At 66.7% G+C, this 18,550-nt stretch carries 16 protein-coding genes; 7 read left to right on the forward strand and 9 right to left on the reverse strand.

Annotation, left to right across the window (positions count from 1 at the left end; all coding sequences use genetic code 11):
• Positions 1-1,605, reverse strand: coding sequence for an L-aspartate oxidase (locus tag HZZ13_RS23905; RefSeq protein WP_197961963.1), 1,605 nt, complete (start codon positions 1,603-1,605; stop codon positions 1-3).
• A gap of 11 nt (positions 1,606-1,616) precedes the next feature.
• Positions 1,617-2,741, reverse strand: a complete 1,125-nt coding sequence (nadA, locus tag HZZ13_RS23910) for a quinolinate synthase NadA (RefSeq protein ID WP_197961964.1) — start codon at positions 2,739-2,741, stop codon at positions 1,617-1,619.
• 334 nt (positions 2,742-3,075) lie between these two features.
• Here nadA and HZZ13_RS23915 point away from each other — a divergent pair, with 334 nt between their 5' ends.
• The 6 genes from HZZ13_RS23915 to HZZ13_RS23940 all read left to right on the forward strand — a co-directional run bounded on the left by HZZ13_RS23915 (position 3,076) and on the right by HZZ13_RS23940 (position 10,371).
• Positions 3,076-4,329: an MFS transporter gene (locus HZZ13_RS23915; protein WP_197961965.1), complete on the forward strand. Its 1,254-nt coding sequence runs from the start codon at positions 3,076-3,078 to the stop codon at positions 4,327-4,329.
• Positions 4,330-4,371: 42 nt separating this feature from the next.
• The gene (acuI, locus tag HZZ13_RS23920; protein ID WP_197961966.1) at positions 4,372-5,358 is read left to right on the forward strand and encodes an acrylyl-CoA reductase (NADPH); all 987 of its coding nucleotides are present in this window, start codon (positions 4,372-4,374) and stop codon (positions 5,356-5,358) included.
• Between the two features lie 114 nt (positions 5,359-5,472).
• On the forward strand, positions 5,473-6,060 hold the full coding sequence (locus tag HZZ13_RS23925; protein ID WP_197961967.1) for a hypothetical protein: 588 nt from the start codon (positions 5,473-5,475) through the stop codon (positions 6,058-6,060).
• Between the two features lie 163 nt (positions 6,061-6,223).
• Positions 6,224-6,469, forward strand: a complete 246-nt coding sequence (locus HZZ13_RS23930; RefSeq protein WP_197961968.1) for a DUF6894 family protein — start codon at positions 6,224-6,226, stop codon at positions 6,467-6,469.
• A gap of 191 nt (positions 6,470-6,660) precedes the next feature.
• The gene (locus HZZ13_RS23935; RefSeq protein WP_197961969.1) at positions 6,661-8,397 is read left to right on the forward strand and encodes a methyl-accepting chemotaxis protein; all 1,737 of its coding nucleotides are present in this window, start codon (positions 6,661-6,663) and stop codon (positions 8,395-8,397) included.
• 285 nt (positions 8,398-8,682) lie between these two features.
• On the forward strand, positions 8,683-10,371 hold the full coding sequence (locus HZZ13_RS23940; protein WP_197961970.1) for a methyl-accepting chemotaxis protein: 1,689 nt from the start codon (positions 8,683-8,685) through the stop codon (positions 10,369-10,371).
• Positions 10,372-10,374: 3 nt separating this feature from the next.
• Here HZZ13_RS23940 and HZZ13_RS23945 read toward each other — a convergent pair whose 3' ends face one another.
• From HZZ13_RS23945 to ygfZ, 7 genes are all read right to left on the reverse strand, one after another.
• Positions 10,375-13,086: a DUF2339 domain-containing protein gene (locus tag HZZ13_RS23945; protein ID WP_197961971.1), complete on the reverse strand. Its 2,712-nt coding sequence runs from the start codon at positions 13,084-13,086 to the stop codon at positions 10,375-10,377.
• 51 nt (positions 13,087-13,137) lie between these two features.
• The gene (locus HZZ13_RS23950; RefSeq protein ID WP_197961972.1) at positions 13,138-14,106 is read right to left on the reverse strand and encodes an NUDIX hydrolase; all 969 of its coding nucleotides are present in this window, start codon (positions 14,104-14,106) and stop codon (positions 13,138-13,140) included.
• Positions 14,103-14,291 (reverse strand): hypothetical protein, encoded by a 189-nt coding sequence (locus HZZ13_RS23955; RefSeq protein WP_197961973.1) that lies wholly within the window; start codon positions 14,289-14,291, stop codon positions 14,103-14,105. The genes HZZ13_RS23950 and HZZ13_RS23955 overlap by 4 nt, the downstream gene beginning before the upstream one ends.
• Positions 14,288-14,794: a tyrosine phosphatase family protein gene (locus HZZ13_RS23960; protein WP_197947694.1), complete on the reverse strand. Its 507-nt coding sequence runs from the start codon at positions 14,792-14,794 to the stop codon at positions 14,288-14,290. The genes HZZ13_RS23955 and HZZ13_RS23960 overlap by 4 nt, the downstream gene beginning before the upstream one ends.
• A gap of 144 nt (positions 14,795-14,938) precedes the next feature.
• The gene (locus tag HZZ13_RS23965) at positions 14,939-15,553 is read right to left on the reverse strand and encodes a YfbR-like 5'-deoxynucleotidase (RefSeq protein ID WP_197961974.1); all 615 of its coding nucleotides are present in this window, start codon (positions 15,551-15,553) and stop codon (positions 14,939-14,941) included.
• Entirely contained in the window at positions 15,550-16,176 is a 627-nt protein-coding gene (locus tag HZZ13_RS23970; protein ID WP_197961975.1) for a DNA-3-methyladenine glycosylase I, read from the reverse strand. Before HZZ13_RS23970 ends, HZZ13_RS23965 begins: the two co-directional genes overlap by 4 nt.
• Positions 16,173-17,048, reverse strand: coding sequence for a CAF17-like 4Fe-4S cluster assembly/insertion protein YgfZ (gene ygfZ / locus HZZ13_RS23975; RefSeq protein ID WP_197961976.1), 876 nt, complete (start codon positions 17,046-17,048; stop codon positions 16,173-16,175). The genes HZZ13_RS23970 and ygfZ overlap by 4 nt, the downstream gene beginning before the upstream one ends.
• A 97-nt stretch (positions 17,049-17,145) precedes the next feature.
• Here ygfZ and HZZ13_RS23980 point away from each other — a divergent pair, with 97 nt between their 5' ends.
• On the forward strand, positions 17,146-18,480 hold the full coding sequence (locus HZZ13_RS23980) for a dihydroorotase (protein WP_197961977.1): 1,335 nt from the start codon (positions 17,146-17,148) through the stop codon (positions 18,478-18,480).
• The last annotated feature ends 70 nt before the right edge of the window (positions 18,481-18,550 follow it).

Genomic DNA, 18,550 nt, shown 5'->3' on the forward strand with positions numbered 1-18,550 from the left:
TCAGGCGATCATGGATTGCGCGATGCGCGGCCGCGGGCGTTCCTCGATGCTCTCCGCGACCTCGCGCGCCGCGGCGAGCGTGGTCATCGTTCTCTGCGCCAGTGTTGGGGTCTCGACCGGGTGATCGGAACGGCAATGCGCACCGCGGCTCTCGCGCCGCGTCCAGGCCGCAACGGCGACGAGCAGGGCCGAAATTGCCATATTGCCGAGCAGGCCCTGTCCGGCCTCGCGCGCGAGCCTGGCGAAATGGCGCACGGCCTGCGCAAGCCCATCACCGTCGCGGATCACGCCGACATGTGCGCTCATCATCGCGCGCAGCCGCTTCACTTCTGCAGCGTCCAGCGCGCCAGCGCGCGGCGTCACCAAACCGTCGGGAAGCCGGGCGGGCGGGGGCAGGGTGCGGCCGGCGATGTCGTCGGCAATGCGGGCGGCATAGACGACGGCTTCGAGCAGGGAATTCGACGCGAGCCGGTTGGCGCCATGCGCGCCGGTTGAGGTCACTTCGCCGGCAGCCCAGAGCCCGTCGATCGAGCTGCGGCCGCGCGCGTCCACGGCGATGCCGCCCATGTGGTAATGCGCGGCCGGTGCGATCGGGATGGCTTGCGTCGCGGGATCGATGCCGGCGGCGATGCAGCTCGCATGCACGGTCGGAAACCGCGTCGCGAAGCGAGCGCCCAGCGCCTGACGCGCATCGAGAAAGGCGCCGCGCCCGGCCGCGATCTCGGCGAAAACGCCGCGGGCCACGATGTCGCGGGGCGCGAGCTCGGCGAGCGGGTGGCGGGCGCTCATGAAGCGCTCGCCGTCGCCATTGATCAGCGTTGCCCCTTCGCCGCGCAGCGCTTCGGTGGCGAGCGGCGCGGGGTCGCGGCCGACCATGATGGCAGTGGGATGGAACTGCACGAATTCAGGATCGGCGATCACGGCGCCGGCGCGGGCTGCGATCGCAAGGCCCGTGCCGCTCGCTTCCGCCGGGTTGGTGGTGACGGCGTAGAGATGGCCGAGCCCGCCGGTCGCCAGCACGACCGCGCGCGAGGCGAGCACGAGCGGCCGTGCCGCTGCATTGCCGGCCTTGCGCAATTGAAGGCCGGTGACCGCGCCGTCCTCGGTCAGCAAGGCTTCGGCGACGAAGCCTTCCATCAGGCGGATCGAGGGGGTGCGGCGCACGGCCTCGCTCAAGGCCGCGATGATCGCGGCGCCGGCGCCATCACCGCGCACATGCACGATGCGACGCGCGGAATGCGCAGCTTCGCGTCCGACGGCAAGCCTGCCGTCGAGATCGCGATCGAACGGAACGCCATAGGCGAGAAGATCGTGGATGCGCGGCGCCGCCTCGCGCGCGATCCCGAGCGCGATGGCGGCATCGACGAGGCCGCCGCCGACGGCGACTGTATCGGCAGCATGTGCCTCCGGCGTATCGCCTTCGGCCACTGCCGCGGCGATGCCGCCTTGCGCCCATGCGGAGGATGCGCCGTGCCCGAGCGGTGCCGCCGAGATCAAGGTCACCGGCCGCGGAGCCAGCTTCAGCGCGCAGAACAGTCCGGCAAGGCCGCCGCCGACGATGACGACATCGCCGGTGCGGGCGAGGTTGTGGATGTCGTGTTGCATGTTGCTCGCCCTCAATTCTTCAGGTTGATCATGCGCTCGACCGAGCGCCGCGCGCGTTCCGCGAGCGCGGGATCGATCGTCACCTCCTCGCCAAGCGTGAGCAGGCTCTCCAGGATGTTGGCGAGCGTGATGCGCTTCATGTGCGGGCAGAGGTTGCATGGGCGGAGCATCTCGACGTCAGGCAGCTCGGCGCGGACATTGTCGGCCATCGAGCATTCCGTGATCATGACCAGCCGCCGCGGCCGCTTCGCGCGCACCCAGTTGATCATGTGCGCGGTCGAACCGGTGAAGTCGGCTTCCGCCAGCACGTCCGGCGGGCATTCCGGATGCGCGATGATCTGCACGGACGGATCGGCTTCGCGGAAGCTCCGCAGCTCCTCGCCCGTGAAGCGCTCATGCACCTCGCAGGCGCCCTTCCAGGCGATGATCTTCACGTCGGTCTTCGACGCCACGTAAGTGGCGAGGTATCGGTCGGGCAGGAAGATCACGGTCGGGGCGTTCAGGCTCTCGACCACCTGCACCGCGTTCGAGGACGTGCAGCAGATGTCGACCTCGGCCTTCACTTCCGCCGACGTGTTGACGTAGGCGACGATTGGCACGCCGGGGAATTTCTCCCGCAGCAGGCGCACGTCGGCACCGCTGATGCTGGCGGCGAGCGAGCAGCCCGCGCGCGAATCCGGGATCAAGACGGTCTTGTCCGGATTGAGAAGCTTCGAGGTCTCCGCCATGAAGTGCACGCCGCATTGGACGATGATGTCGGCCTTCACCTTGCTGGCTTCGACCGCGAGCTGGAGCGAGTCGCCGCCGATATCGGCGACGCAGTGGAAGATCTCCGGAGCCTGGTAGTTGTGGGCGAGGACGACGGCGCCCCGCGCGCGCTTCAGCTCGTTGATCGCGTGAATCGTCGGCGCCATCAGCGGCCATTCGATCGCAGGGATCACGTGCTTGACGCGGTCATAGAGCGGCGCGGTGGCGCGTTCGACCGCCGGCGTCCATTCCAGTGCGGGCCTCGGCCATTTCGGGCCCGGAGGGACCGGCGCGGCGCGGGGGGCGACCGGCACGGCGCGGGAGGCGATGGGCTGGCCTTGCGGCCGGTTGGCAAAGTCGTCGGGTCCGTAAATTCCAGTGATCGGCATTGAAGCCTCCCAAGCAGGGTTATTATGCTCAAATTGAGAATATGTAGGGCCCGAGAAATCCGGCCGAGAGGCCGGTGGAACGTCGCTGCTGCCCTAATATGCTCAATATGAGTAAATCGAGGATAGCACGCATCGCCGCGCGCCGCTAGGTCCTGCCGTACACATTCCCGTCACTGCGCACCTGCCAGGCGAGGCCAGATTGAAATGCAATGCTCGCGCGTCAGCTCCTCGCGGAATGCAATCGCTTTCGGCTTGGGATTTTCATGCAGATGCATTAAACGGGCCCTCCCGCGGCTGCTGAATTGCGGATCCGCCAACAACAGACGAGGACACCATGTCGACACAGATCGGCGAACTCGCTCCGGCCTCGCGTTCCCTCAACTGGCGCACCCCGGCCGTCATCATCCTCTGTGGCTGTGCCATCGGCATGCTCGGCTTCGGTCCGCGCTCGGCGCTCGGCTTCTTCGTGCAGCCGATGAGCAACGAATTCAGCTGGGGCCGTGACGTGTTCGGCCTCGCCATCGCCGTGCAGAATCTGTTGTGGGGACTGGGCCAGCCGTTCGCCGGCGCAGTTGCGGATCGCTTCGGTCTGTTCCGGGTGATGTGCGTCGGCGCGCTGCTCTATGCCGGCGGCCTGCTCTTGATGCGCTATTCCTCGACGCCGCTGTCGCTCGACCTCGGCGCCGGCGTCATGATCGGCTTCGGCCTCGCCGGCTGTTCGTTCAATCTGGTTCTGTCGGCGTTCAGCAAGCTCTTGCCGGCTGAGAAGCGCGGCCTTGCACTCGGTGCCGGCACGGCGGCGGGGTCGTTCGGGCAGTTCCTGTTCGCACCGATCGGCGTCGCCTTGATCGACAATTTCGGCTGGCAGCAGGCGCTCTCCGTGTTCGGCTTCCTGATGCTGCTGATCATCCCGCTGTCGCTGGCGCTTTCGACACCGCCGGTGACGAGCGCGAGCAGCGCAACGCCCGCGGACGACCAGACCATCACCAAGGCGCTTGCCGAGGCCTTCGGTCACCGCTCCTACGTGCTCCTGGTGCTCGGCTTCTTCACCTGCGGCTTCCAGCTCGCCTTCATCACCGTGCATCTGCCGGCCTTCCTGGTCGATCGCGGCATCTCGACGCAAACCGGCGGCTGGGTGATCGCGGCGATCGGCCTGTTCAACATCATCGGCTCGCTCAGCGTCGGCTATCTCCAGAACTATCTGCCCAAGCGCTACATCCTCTCGACCATCTATTTCACGCGCGCGCTGGCAACCCTTGCGTTCATCACGTTTCCGATCACGCCGTTCTCGGCGATCGCGTTCGGCGCGATCTCCGGCCTGACCTGGCTGTCGACGGTGCCGCCGACCTCGGCGCTGGTGGCGCTGATGTTCGGAACGCGCTGGCTCGCGACGCTCTACGGCTTTGCCTTCGTCAGCCACCAGGTCGGCGGCTTCCTCGGCGTCTGGCTCGGCGGCATCGTGTTCGAAAAGTTCGGTTCCTACACGCCGATCTGGTGGCTTTCGATCCTGTTCGGCGTGCTCTCGGCGCTGATCAATCTTCCGATCGTGGAGAAACCGGTCCAGCGGGCGGTTGCGCAGCCGGCCTGATCGGCTAAACATCCTCGACAAACAAAGTCAGGGAGTTCAGTCGTGGCCACATTCAAGGCGATCAGGATCGACAAGGCGGACAAGGGCACCACCGCGCAGCTCGCACAGTTCGACGAAGCCGAGCTGATGGAGGGCGACGTCACCGTCCGGGTGGAATGGTCGACGCTGAACTACAAGGACGGCCTTGCGCTCACCGGCAAGGCGCCGGTGGTGCGCCGCTTCCCGATGATCGCCGGCATTGATTTCGCCGGCACCGTTGAAGCCTCCTCGCATCCGCAGTGGAATGCGGGTGACAAGGTGGTCGGCACCGGCTGGGGCATGGGCGAGACCCATCTCGGCGCCTATGCCGAGAAGGCGCGGGTGAAGGGCGACTGGCTGGTCGCTCTTCCGCAGGGCCTGTCGGCGCGCGATGCCATGGCGATCGGCACCGCCGGCTTCACCGCGATGCTCTCGGTGCTGGCGCTGGAGAAGCACGGCATCTCGCCGAAGAGCGGCCCGGTCGTGGTGACGGGCGCTGCCGGCGGCGTCGGCTCGGTCGCGATCGCCGTCCTCTCGAAGCTCGGCTACCACGTCATCGCTTCGACCGGCCGGCCCTCCGAGGCCGACTACCTGAAGCAGTTGGGGGCTGCCGAGATCATCGATCGCAATGAACTGTCGGCGCCGGCAAAGCCCCTCGCCAAGGAGCGCTGGGCCGGCGGCGTCGACAGTGTCGGCTCGACCACCCTCGCCAACCTGCTCTCGATGACGAAATATGGCGGCGCGATCGCGGCCTGCGGCCTGGCCGCCGGCATGGACCTGCCGTCCTCGGTGGCGCCGTTTATTTTGCGCGGAGTGTGCCTTCTCGGCATCGATTCCGTGATGTGCCCGATTGAGCCCCGGAAAGCCGCCTGGCAGCGTTTGGCCTCCGACCTTGATCGGACAAAACTGTCTGAAATCACTGAGGAAATTTCGCTCGACGAGGTGCCGGACTGGGGCGCGAAAATCCTGGCCGGCCAGGTTCGCGGCCGCGTCGTGGTAAAAATTGTCTAACGGCGTTCAGACTTTACCAACCAAGCTGCTTCAATGTCGCCATGGTTCGTATGGTAAGCAGCGGGTAAAGAGATAAAGGCATCGCCCGCTGCGGGGGTTGGTTCGGAGTTGAGCATGCTTGCGCGTATTGTGTTGGGGGCTGTCACGGCGGCAGCGACGTTTGCGCCGGCCATCGCTGGAAGCATGAACGCCGACGAAGCGCGCCGCTTCGTGGCCGGCAAGGTGTTCGCCTTCACCTGTTTCGACGGCACCCGCGGTGCAGGCCGCATCCTCGATGATCTCGGCGCCGCCGGCGCCGTGCAGTTCTCGGGCTCGGGCCCCGTGAAACATCTCCGCCTGCCCGGCAACACGCTCCAGATCCGCGGCCAGAACGTCTGCGCCTCGATCAAGGGCATCCCGTTCGAGCCCTGCTTCAACCTGGAAAAGACCGACGATCGCAGCTTCCGCGGCTCGGTGTCGGGCATGGGCTTCGCCTATTGCGACTTCCATCACCAGGGCGGCAATCAGATGCTGATGGCGCGCGCCGCGGCGCGGCCGCGCTCGCTGCACAGGCCGGAGCATACCGGCTCGGTCGCCGCGTCGAACACCGAGGTCGCCGCGCGCGTGGAGACGCCGCGTGTCGAGGGCAGCCGGCTCGAGCCGGTGAAGTCCGAGCCGGCGAAGAACGAGGGTCCGCTGGAGCTGCGCCGCTCCACGCAGTGATCTCGCCTGCGCGGGACAGCCCGCGCCATTGATCGTCGAAGATATCATCGAACACGAAGCCGCCCGCGTCGTAGTCATACGGACGACGGCTTTCATGTCTTGGTAGCTGTTGGGGCCCAAGTTTGCGCGCGGCCGGGGGGCGGTCCCACGCAAGGGTTCAACGATGGCGCTCTATTTCTTCCGCATCAGTACCGGCCGCTATTCCGGCGCCGCCGACCTGCCGTACGAGTTCGAGGATCGCGCAGCCGCCTGGACCGAGATGACCGAGGTGTGCGCCAATCTGCTCAGTGGCATCGCGCGCAGTCTGAAGCCGAACGCCGAGTGGTCCATGGAGCTGCTCGACGAGGACAAGCAGCCGGTCTTTCGCATTAGCCTCGTCGGCGAGGCCATCGGATGCAGAGCGTCCTAGATCCGACTTGAAGCTGCAATTTACAACTATGGCGGGATCATTTCCCTTCGCGCTCAATCATTTAGCGTAGAAAGTCAATATTTGAGCGAGGGATTCCGTTAACCAAATCGGAATGTGAAAAGCTCACTTCTTGGGCAATGGCGGAAGCCGACAATGACTCGGCTGCGCGTTCCTTCGGGGGAAACATGCCCATGTTGAGCCTTGTTCAGAATCTCAGGATCGGCACCAAGCTGGCGATTGCGTCGGCGCTCGGTGTGCTCCTGGTTGGAGCCATGATCGCAAGCCAGATGCTCGGCAATGCCGGCATCCGCGAGAGCAGCGAGAGCGCACTTGCGCAGCAGCAGATCGCGCGCGACGCGGTCAAGGCCGAGGTCGCGGTCCGCGGCATGCAGCTCGCGGTACGAGACCTTCGTCTCGCCAATAGCTCGGCCGATATTCAGAAAGCCACCCAGAGCCTCGGTGACCAACAGAAATCGACGAATGCAGTGATCGATGAGATGCTGAAGCTTTCTCACGAGGCGGAGAACCGCGCTCGGATGGAGAAACTGAGATCGCTTGCCGCGAATTACGAAAAGGCCGCGCAGCAGATTGCGGGCGTGCGCGGCGAAGCCTTGGCCGCCAGTGGTGCAGACGGCGCCGCGCGCGCTGCGAAGCTCAGCGAAGACGCCATTCGCATCGCACGCGAGGTGACCCTGCCGATTGCCGGCGAGCTCGACGTGCTGGTCGGTCAGATCGCCGATTACGCGAGGCACAAAGCCGAGGAGAAGAATGCCGCGGCCGCCGCACAAATGAGATCGAGCGAGCAGATCGCGATCCTGATCGGCGCACTCGCCATGCTCGTCCTCGTCGGCTCCTGGCTGATGTCGTTCCTGACCATCGCGCGGCCGATCCGTGCGCTCACGGTCGCCATGGACAAGCTCGCCAGCGGCGATTTCTCCGTGGTTCTGCCCGGTCTCGGCCGCAAGGACGAAGTCGGCGGCGTCGCGGCCGCCGTCGAAAAGTTCAAGATCGTGTCGGAGCAGAAGGCGCGCGAGGAGGCCGAAGCCAAGATCAGGCAGGACCAGCTTGCGGCCGCGCAGCGCAAGGCCGAGATGCACAAGCTGGCCGACAGCTTCGAGGCCGCGATCGGTGAGATCGTCGACACCGTGTCCTCGGCCGCGACCGAGCTGGAAGCTTCCGCCTCGACGCTGACCGCGACTGCGGCGCGCGGTCAGGAGCTCACCACCATGGTTGCTGCCGCTTCCGAGGAAGCGTCCACCAACGTGCAGTCGGTGGCATCGGCGACCGAAGAACTGTCGTCGTCGATCACCGAGATCAGCCGGCAGGTGCAGGAATCCGCCCGCGTCGCCGGCGATGCGGTGAACCAGGCCCGCACCACGACCGATCGCGTCGGCGAGCTCTCCGCGGCAGCGGCGCGGATCGGCGACGTGGTCGAGCTGATCAACACCATCGCCGGCCAGACCAACCTCCTGGCGCTCAATGCAACCATCGAGGCCGCGCGCGCCGGCGAGGCGGGCCGCGGCTTTGCCGTCGTCGCCTCCGAGGTCAAGGCGCTTGCCGAGCAGACGGCGAAGGCGACCGGCGAGATCGGCCAGCAGATCGCCAGCATCCAGACCGCCACCGAGCATTCGGTCGGCGCGATCAAGGACATCAGCCACACCATCGAGAGACTGTCGGAGATCTCCTCGACCATCGCAGCCGCGGTGGAAGAGCAGGGCGCGGCGACGCAGGAGATCTCCCGCAACGTGCAGCAGGCGGCGACGGGCACCCATCAGGTGTCGTCCAACATCACCGACGTGCAGCGCGGCGCGAGCGAGACCGGTTCGGCATCCTCGCAGGTGTTGTCCGCGGCGCAAATGCTGTCCGGCGACAGCAACCGGCTCAAGCTGGAGGTCGGCAGGTTCCTCGGCAACGTTCGCGCCGCCTGACGGCGGCGTCTAACGCGCGCAAGTCGACCCGCTGGCGCTCAACGTCACCATCGAGCTGCGCGATGTGGGTCGCACTGCAAGCCATGGTTGCGGAACAGATGACTGCGACGACAGCAATCGCCGTAGTTTACCGTAGCTTCCTGTTAACGCCTGTTTGCAATGATTGGCGCAATCTTACGGGATGAGAACCAGCCAGCATCGTTGAACTGACCCTGGCCCCGTCGTCCGTCGCGACGACTACGGCGCAGGCGATTTGCGTGCGCTGGTATGATCGGGATTTGTGTGATGTCGAAGTTGTCGATCGTCTTCAAGCTGCTGACCGTGCTGTCGGTCCTCGTGCTCTCGCTCGCCGGCGTCGGTGTGATGGCGATCGGCACGATGCAGAACATCAACGCCCATACCGTCGAGATCGCGGAGAGCTGGCTGCCGAGCGTGCGTGCGCTCGGCTCGATGCGTGCCGACATCAACGAGCTCCGCGTCGCGCTGCGTCTGCACCTGATGCAGGACACCGCCGAAGGCAAGGAGGCCGCGGAGAAGCGGCTGGCAGGCTTGCGTGAGCGCATCGAGAAGACCCGCAAGGTCTACGAGCCGCTGATCACGGTCGCCGAGGAGCGCTCGCTGTACGAGCAATGGAGTAAGGCCTGGGCCGAGTATCTGAATGGCGTGCAGGACGTGATGGCGTTGTCGCGCAAGAGCGTCGGGCGCTTCCCGACCGACGCCAACGAGCTGCTGCAGACCAAGGTCGCGAAGATGGCTCAGGCCGCCGATCCCTTGCTGCAGAAGGGCATCGAGCTCAACAACAGGGGCGCCGAGCTGGAGACCAAGCAGGCGGCCGACAGCTACGCCACCGTGTTCCGCGTGCTCGTCGGCATCATCGTCGCTGCCGTCGTGATCGCGATCGGCGCCGCCTACTATCTCGTGCGCGACGTCTCGCGCGGCATCGCCTCGATCATTCGGCCGATGCAGTCGCTCGGCGAGGGCGACCTTTCGGCCGAGGTGCCGCATCGCGGCGAGAAGACCGAAATCGGCGCGATGGCGGATGCACTCCAGATCTTCAAGGAGGCGCTGATCGCCAAGAAAGCCGCCGACGAGGCGGCGGCGCGCGACGCCGAGGCCAAGATCGAGCGTGGGCGCCGCGTCGATGCCATCACCCGCAATTTCGAGGTCATGATCGGCGAGGTGGTCGAGACCGTGTCGTCGGCCTCGACCGAGCTCGAGGCGTCCGCGGCGACGCTGAGCGGCACCGCGCAGCGCGGCCAGGAGCTCGCAACCGTTGTTGCGGCTGCGTCGGAGGAAGCTTCCACCAACGTCCAGGCGGTGGCCTCCGCCTCCGAGGAGCTGTCGTCCTCCATCACCGAGATCAGCCGCCGCGTGCAGGATTCGGCGCGGATGGCGGCGGAAGCGGTCGAGCAGGCGGCGCGGACCAACGAGCGCGTCAACGCGCTGTCGCAGGCGGCCGCCCGCATCGGCGACGTCGTCGAGCTCATCAACACCATCGCGAGCCAGACCAACTTGCTCGCGCTGAACGCGACCATCGAAGCGGCGCGCGCAGGCGAAGCCGGCCGCGGCTTTGCCGTCGTCGCCTCCGAGGTCAAGGCGCTGGCCGAGCAGACTGCGAAAGCGACCGGCGAGATCGGGGCGCAGGTTTCGGGCATCCAGGCGGCGACGCAGGAATCCGTCAGCGCCATCCAGGAGATCGGCGGCACCATCGAGCGGCTGTCCGAGGTGTCCGCCGCGATCGCCGCCGCCGTCGAGGAGCAGGGCGCGGCCACGCAGGAGATTTCGCGCAACGTTCAGCAGGCCTCGCTCGGCACGCAGGAGGTGTCGTCCAACATCACCAACGTGCAGCGCGGCGCGATCGAGACCGGCTCGGCCTCGAGCGAAGTGCTGTCGGCGGCGAAGTCGCTGGCGACCGACAGCACCCGCCTGAAGGTCGAAGTCGCGCAGTTCCTGGAATCGGTCCGGGCGGCCTGACGCTTAGCTGCCCGTCTGCGGCGCGGCCGGCGGCGGTGCGATCTGCCGCCGGAACAGGATGCGCTGATAGAGCCAGCCGATCGCGACCAGCACGACGCCGAGGCACATGAACGAGAGTGCGCGGTAGACGCCGGTCAGCGTCCACACGTCGACCGCGAAGGCCTTGAAGATCGTCAGCGCGATAACGGCGGCAGAGGCGAGCCGCGCACGCTCCGAATTGACCAGGATGCCGACGCCGAGCAGCACCACGCCGAAGGCAAGCCAGCCGATCGAATAGGTGTATTGCTCGGCACTCGTGGTGCCGCCGTAGAGCAGGACCGGGCCGTGATAGAAGCGGCGGATCTCCAGCGTCACATAGCTGAGCGCGAACACCAGCGCACCACCCGCAATCGTGTTTGCGTATGCGACACGGCGGTGTCCCGCCACCGCGTAGGAGAGCAACAGCATCAGCACCGCCGGCAACGCATAGCCGAGCAGCAGCAGGTTGAACACGAGCCCGCCGACATTGACGCTGGAGAGCAGCATCGGGTTCTCCAGGATCAGGAGGCCGAACACGCTGATGAGACCGGCGATCGCCGTCAGCACGATCGCGCCGACATTGTGCACGATGCTGTGGCTGCGCAGCCGCAGGCGCTCCAGGCCGATTGCCATGGCGAGCGTGACACAGACTTGCAGCGCGAACTCGAGCAGGGAGGGCGGCGAGGTCATGCGGCCGCCGGTCGCAAAGTGCCGGATCTCCATGAAGGCGAGCAGCGCGGTGAACAGGATCGCCGCGGTCTCGACCACGCGCAGCGGCGCGTCGTCGGCGCGGCGGCGCAGGAAGATGCTCGCGCCCCAGAACGAGGCGGCCGGCAGGCCATAGCCCCACAACAGCCAGTTGAAGATCGGCGTCGTGCCGACGGCATCGCCGACGATGCGCGGATCATAGGCGATGCGCGCGGTGACGATCGCGGCGAAGACGGCAGCTAACCGGCGCAGCACCGGAATCGGCCGCTGCAACGAGATCCAGGCGGTGCCGAGCGACATCAGCGCGAGGGCGATGGTGAGCCAGCCCTTCTCCAGGGCGAAGGTCAGCGCCAGCGCCAGCGCGCCGAGCGTACCGGTCGCGAACAGCGCGACCGAGGTGGCAACGCCGGGCCGCTCTTCGCGGCGCATCAGCGCTTCGGTCGCGGCGCCAAAGCTGGCTGCGAGCAGCACGGCGAGGATCGCGAACGGGATCGAGCGGTCGAGATGGGCGATGCGCGCATAGAGCGCAACCAGGATGGCAATGGGCGTCGCGACGCCCGCCGCCGACCACACCACGGGAATGATCGCCGAGTTCGAGCGGCCCTGCGCGAAAAAGCCCGTGACGCCAAAGCCGGCGGCGAAGATCGCGGCCGTCACCAGATGCAGCGTCACCGCGCTGTCGGTCGCGACCGGGCCGACGCCCGGCATCGGGCCGCCCGGCAGCACCAGCATGTCAGGATTGGCGCGCACCGCCCATTCGGCGAACACGATGAACACGGTCGCCGCGGCTGCGCCCAGCGCGCCGGTCGCCGCCGGTGCACGCCAGGCGACGAACAGTGTGCCGCCAACCAGGAGCGTGAAGGCGATCAGCGCGAGATCCGCATGCGCGCTCGACAGTACGACCAGCATCGCGCCGAACAGATAGGCGCCGAGCGCGCCCGATGAGACCGGCTCGATCTCGCCGTCCTCCATGCTGGGTCCGAACATGAAGCCGCAGACGACGAGCAGTGCGGCGAGCACGAAGCCGGCGATGGCATGGAGGGCGTGCGGCGCGACCTGCACCTGTTCGGTATCGAGACCCGGGAAAATCCAGAGTACCGCGAAGGCAATGGTCGTGACCGCAAGCCAGCGCCATAGCCTGATGCGGGCGAGACCGAAACTCGCGGCCGTGACGACCGCAAGATAGATGTAGAGCGCCCAATAATCCGGCTTGCCGGAGGAGACGAGGATCGGCGTCACGAAGGCGCCGACCACGCCGAGCCCGGCGAGCGCGGGGCCGTGCAACAGCGCCGCGGCCAGCGTGCCCATCGCAACGATGCCGAGCAGCACGAAGGCCGTCGCTGGCACGAGGAAGCCGTAGAGCGCGTAGGCCGCATAGATGGTCGCGAACGCCACCGCCGTTCCGGCCGCGGTGAGGATCGCGGGGATGTTGGCGATCGGCAGCGCCGCGATGCTCGAGATGCTCTCCTTGCGCCGCGTCCATTCGCCGGCGCCCAGCAATGCAGTGGCGAACAGGCCGCCGAGGAACACGCGCACGCCGGGGCCGAGCAGGCCGGCCTCGATCGAATAGCGCACCATGAAGAAGCCGCCGAGCGCGAGCGCGAGGCCCCCGATCCACACCACCCAGCGGGTGCCGAGCCGCTCCTCCAAGCCGGGTGCTACCTCCGGCACCGGTGGGGGCGCAGCGGCGCCCGTGCTCGACTCAAGCGGGGGCGGTGAAGTCTCTTCGGTGACGAGCGGAGGCGGCGTCGTTTCAGCTTCCGGCGCCAACGGCGGCGGCTCGGCGGCTGCAGTCGTGGCGGGGGCTTCGGCCTGCACCTGCGCGGGCACCAGCGGCGGCGGCTGCACCGGCCGCAGCGCGTAAAGCATCTCTTCGAGCGAGTTGAGCCGGCGGCGCAGGTCGGCCGCCTGGTTGGAGGCCTTGATCGCGATCAGGAAGGCGATGATCGCAATGATCAGCGCAAAGGCGTCAAACGGGCCGTCGAACATGAAGCCTCCAGGCAACCGGCGGGCAGGGGCCGGTACCACAAATATCAGGATCTAGCGCCGGGAGCGTACGCGCAAGCCCGGCGCGGGCCGCTCCTGGAGCACCTCGCGGCGGAAGCGGTAGAGCGCCGCCGGCCGTCCGCCCGTCTGTGTCGACATCACCCCGGTCGGTTCGACCAGGGCTTCCATTTCGACCAGGCGGCGGAAGTTCTGCTTGTGCAGGTGCCGGCCGGAGATCGCCTCCACCGTGTGCTGCAGTTCAGTAAGTGTGAATTCAGCCGGCAAAAGTTCAAAGACGACAGGACGATACTTCAGCTTTGCGCGCAGCCGCGCGATTGCCGTGGCGAGAATCCGGCGGTGGTCAAACCGCATCGAGGTCCCGAGCGGGGGAAGCGTCTTGCGCGCCAATGCCGCAGGACGGCCGTCGCGGCGTGCCTCCTCGATCAGCCCGGCCTCGTAGAGCAGCTCGTAGCGGTCGAGCACGCGCTCCTCGTCCCAGGGCGCGCCGTCGAGACCGAAATAGAACCGCACGCGATCCTTGCGTGGCAGCGCGCGCGTCGTCTCCGGCGTCTCCTCCTCGGCCCACTTGGTCAGTGCGGGGATGATGTCGCGGGCGATGATCGCCGGCGGCTCGTCGCGCCAGTCTTCCCAGGGGAAGAAGCGATACCAGGGCGCGAAGCTCGCCCCGTTCGCGGCGAGTTCGCCGTCCACAGGGCGCGTCAGTGCGAGATAGCCGATCGACACCATATGGGCGCCGGTATCGCCAGCCTCGGCATGACGGCCGCGATCGCCGAACGTGTAGAGCTGCTCAACGTAGCCGAGCCGCAGCCCCGCCTGTTGCTCGACCCAGGCGCGCAGGCCGATCTCGAACGTGCGGTGGCTCACCGCGTCGAACGGGCCGAACGGCAGGCCGGCGAGCCCGTCAGCGCCGCGTGCGGTCAGGATCAGCGGCTCGTGGTTCTCGATCGCGACGATGGCCGCGGTGAGTCCGATCTCGATCGGTGTCAGCAGCGTCTCGCTCATGCGTTGATGGTCGCGGATGTTGCTACAAACTCGTCATGCCCGGGCTTGTCCCGGGCATCCACGTTCGTCGTGCCGCGAGAAAGTTCGTGGATGGCCGGGACATAGGCGAGCGAAGCGACGCCGTCCTTCGGACGGCTATGCCCGGCCATGACGGCAATATCTCCATTGTGACGACCAGCTGTCATTCGAGCTCGATTGCGAAGGGGCGGCCTTCCACCATCATCGCGCCGGGGCCCATCTCGTCGAGCGCGCGCAGCATGCGGCCGTTGCGTCCGAGTGCACGATCGGCGAGGCTGACGATGCGCCGGTTGGGCGAGGCGATCGGCGAGGCCGCGCGAATCTTCCGGGCGATCTCGATCTCGTCGCGGTTCGGATTGAGCGCGCAAACGGCCGCGAACGCACTCGCGGTGGAGCGGCTGATCCCGGCATAGCAATGCACCACCAGCGGGGCGCTGCGGTCCCAGCCGCGCACGAAGTTCAGCACCTGCTCGATATGCGTCTCCGAGGGCGCAACGAAGCCGTCCATCTCCTCGGTGATGTCGTCCATCGACACCTTGAGATGATTGGCCGGGAGCACCGAGACTGGACGCGCCACCTGCTCGACATTGGCCATCACGGTCAGCACGTGACTGGCCTTGGTGAGGCGGACGGTTTCGGGAAGTGCGGCGAGGGAACAGACGTGGATCATGGCGAACCTTTTTGCACCCGATTATAACGAGCGCTGTAGGGTGGGCAAAGGCGCATCGCGCCGTGCCCACCATTTCGCAACTGCGCGCATCGCGCTTAGTTTGGTGGGCACGACGCAAGGGCGCCTTTGCCCACCCTACAAGACTCACGCAAACACGCCGCCAAACCGCTCCAGAAACTGCTTCTCGGCCCGCGCCGCGGTCCAGGGCGTCAGATAGTCGCGCCTGACGCTGTCGGACAGACCCGGATCCTTGCCGAACAGGCGCCGCGCTTCGCTCGCGCTGAAGCCGGCGAGCTCGGTCGCCTCGAGATAGGCCGCGCCGCGATCGGCGGCCTTGATGGCCTGCGTGATGTCGTCAGGCAATACCGGTGGCAAGCCGAAGCGGATATGGATTGCGCCGAGCAGCCGCTTCTCGACCGCCTTGTAATGACCGTCGAGCACGGCCTTGAACGGCGAGATCATGTCGCCGATCACATATTCCGGCGCATCATGCAGCAGGGCCGCGAGCCGCACGCGCTGGTCGACGCGGGGCATCTCGTGCCGCAGCACCGTCTCGACCAGCAGCGTATGCTGTGCGACCGAAAAGATGTGCGCGCCGAGGGTCTGCCCGTTCCAGCGCGCCACCCGCGCCAGCCCGTGCGCGATGTCGCCGATCTCGATGTCGAGCGGGGAGGGATCGAGCAGGTCGAGCCGCCGGCCGGACAGCATGCGCTGCCAGGCGCGGACCTCTTCGTTGCGGGCCGCCTTCTTCGCCGTCATTTGGCCTTGAGGCGCGGCTTGCGCTGGGTCTTGCTGCAGGTCGCATGACAGTGGCAATCGACCAGGTGGTCGTTGACCATGCCGGTCGCCTGCATGAAGGCATAGACGATCGTCGGGCCGACGAATTTGAAGCCGCGCGAGGACAGCTCCTTTGAGATCTGCACCGAGAGCGGCGTCGAGGCCGGCACGCTCGCGGTGGTCTTGAAGTGGTTGACCTTGGGCCGTCCGTCCATGAAGTCCCACAGCAGCTTCGAGAAGCCCGGGCCCTTCTCCATGATATCGAGATAGGACTTCGCGCTCAGGATCGCACCTTCGATCTTGGCCTTGTTGCGCACGATGCCGGCATCGTTCATCAGCGCGTGCACCTTCTTAGGCGTGTAGCGCGCGATCTTCTCCGGCTGGAAATCGTCGAAGGCTTTGCGGAAGTTATCGCGCTTGCGCAGGATCGTGATCCAGGACAGACCGGCCTGGAAGCCGTCCAGAATCAGCTTCTCGTACAGCGCGCGGTCGTCGTATTCCGGCACGCCCCATTCGGTGTCGTGATAGGCGACGTAAAGCGGATCTTCGCCCGGCCAGGGGCAGCGGGTCAGACCATCGGGATGCAAGCGGGCAGCACGGCTCATGCGATGGGCTGCTTGGCTGGAATTCGAACGACGTCTGGTTCCGCGAGCGTCAAAGCCAGCCCCCCAGCGGTGAGCGGCTGGCCCGCATCGAGCGCGTCTGCGACACGGTCGATGCGCACCAGCGCGATGCCCTTGCCGCCGGCTGTCGAGCCGATGGTGCCGACCGGCTTGTCGCCGGCGAGGATGGTGGTGCCCGGCTCGGGCGAGGCATCCTCGATCAGCACTTTCACGCTGCGCGTGCGCGCGGTGCCGCGATGCTGCATGCGCGAGACGACCTCCTGGCCGACATAGCAGCCCTTGTCGAAATCGACGCCGGCGAGGCGATCCATATTGGTCTCGTGCGGGAACGCATCGCCGTACATGAAATCGAGCCCGCCGCGCGGTACGCCGAGCGCGATGCGGTGCGCCTCGTACTCGGCCGCATCGACCAGCTCGGCGCCGATGAGATCGGACAGTTTCTGCTTGAGATCTTCGGGGATCAGGATGCGGGTGCCGAGCCCCTCAGCCCGCGGATCGGCGAAGGCAAGGTCGGGCTGGGCCGCCGGCTCGCCGTCCCACGCCGCGAGCACGCCGAGGTCGAGGTTGTCCACCGTGACCTTGGCGCGCAGCTTGTAGAATTTCAGCTTGGTGGCGAGGGTGTCCGCCAGCGCCTTGGGGCAGTCGATCAGGAACCCGCCGCCGTGGCCCGCGGGCGCTTCCGTGATCAGGAAATCCACGATGATCTTGCCCTGCGGCGTCAGCAGCGCGCCGAATCGCCCCAGGCCGGGCTTCAGCCTGTCGAGATCGGAGGTGACGAGACCATTGAGGAAGTTGCGCGCATCCTCGCCCGCGACCTTGACCACACCCCGGTCGGGAAGAAACGCCGATTTCATGCGAAAATCTCTTGCGACATGTTGCTCCGGAACGTAAGCCCGCAACGCATAAACGACAAGACCTCGAGCCCTGCGCCCTGAGGATGAGAGAGGCCCAATGACCCAGCATTTCGATGTGATCCTCAAGGGCGGCACCGTGGTCAACCAGGACGGCGAGGGTGTGCGCGATATCGGCATCACGGGCGGTCGCATCGCCGAGCTCGGTCCGCTGTCGCAAGGCTCGGCCGCCGAGGTGATCGACTGCAAGGGCCTGCACATCCTGCCCGGCGTGATGGACACGCAAGTGCATTTCCGCGAGCCCGGGTTGACGCACAAGGAAGACCTCGAGACCGGCTCGCGCAGCGCCGTGATGGGCGGCGTCACCGCCGTGTTCGAGATGCCCAACACCTCGCCGCTGACCGTGACGGAGGCCGAGTTCGCCGACAAGATGAAGCGGGCCCATCACCGCATGCATTGCGATTTCGCCTTCTTCATCGGCGGCACCCGCGAGAACGTCCAGGACCTGCCCGTGCTGGAGCGCGCGCCCGGCTGCGCCGGCGTCAAGGTGTTCATCGGCTCGTCCACCGGTGCCCTCTTGGTCGAGGACGACGAGAGCCTACGCCGCATCTTCCAGGTGATCCGCCGCCGTGCCGCCTTCCACGCCGAGGACGAATACCGCCTCAACGAGCGCAAATCGCTGCGCATCGAGGGCGATGCGCGCTCGCATCCGGTCTGGCGGGACGAGACCGCGGCGCTGATGGCGACGCAGCGCCTGGTCAAGCTCGCGCACGAGACCGGCAAGCGCATTCACGTGCTGCACATCTCGACCAAGGAGGAGATCGAGTTCCTGCGCGACCACAAGGACGTCGCCTCCTGCGAGGCGACGCCGCACCATCTCACCCTTGTCGCGCCGGAGTGCTACGAGCGGCTCGGCACGTTGGCGCAGATGAACCCGCCGGTGCGTGGCGCCGATCATCGCGCCGGGATCTGGCGCGGCATCGAGCAGGGCATCATCGACGTGCTCGGCTCCGATCACGCCCCGCATACGCTGGAGGAGAAGCAGAAGACCTATCCGGCGTCGCCCTCCGGCATGACCGGCGTGCAGACGCTGGTGCCGATCATGCTCGATCACGTCAATGCGGGACGCTTGTCGCTCGCGCGCTTCGTCGACCTCACCAGCGCCGGCCCCGCGCGCCTCTACAACATGGCCTGCAAGGGCCGTATCGCCGCCGGCTACGATGCCGACTTCACCATCGTCGATTTGAAGCGCAGCGAGACCATCACCAACAAATGGGTGGCGTCCAAGGCCGGCTGGACGCCCTATGACGGCGTTCGCGTCACCGGCTGGCCCGTCGGCACCTTCATCCGCGGCCGTCGCGTGATGTGGCAGGGCGAGCTGGTAACGGCCGCGCAGGGCGAGCCGGTGCGGTTTCTGGAGACGCTGAAGGCGTAGCCGCTTTTGTCGGAGGGCGAACGCACCGTTCCCCGTCATTGCGAGGAGCTCTTGCGACGAAGCAATCCAG

It is taken from the genome of Bradyrhizobium agreste, assembly GCF_016031625.1.
GTDB classification, from domain to species: Bacteria; Pseudomonadota; Alphaproteobacteria; order Rhizobiales; family Xanthobacteraceae; genus Bradyrhizobium; species Bradyrhizobium agreste.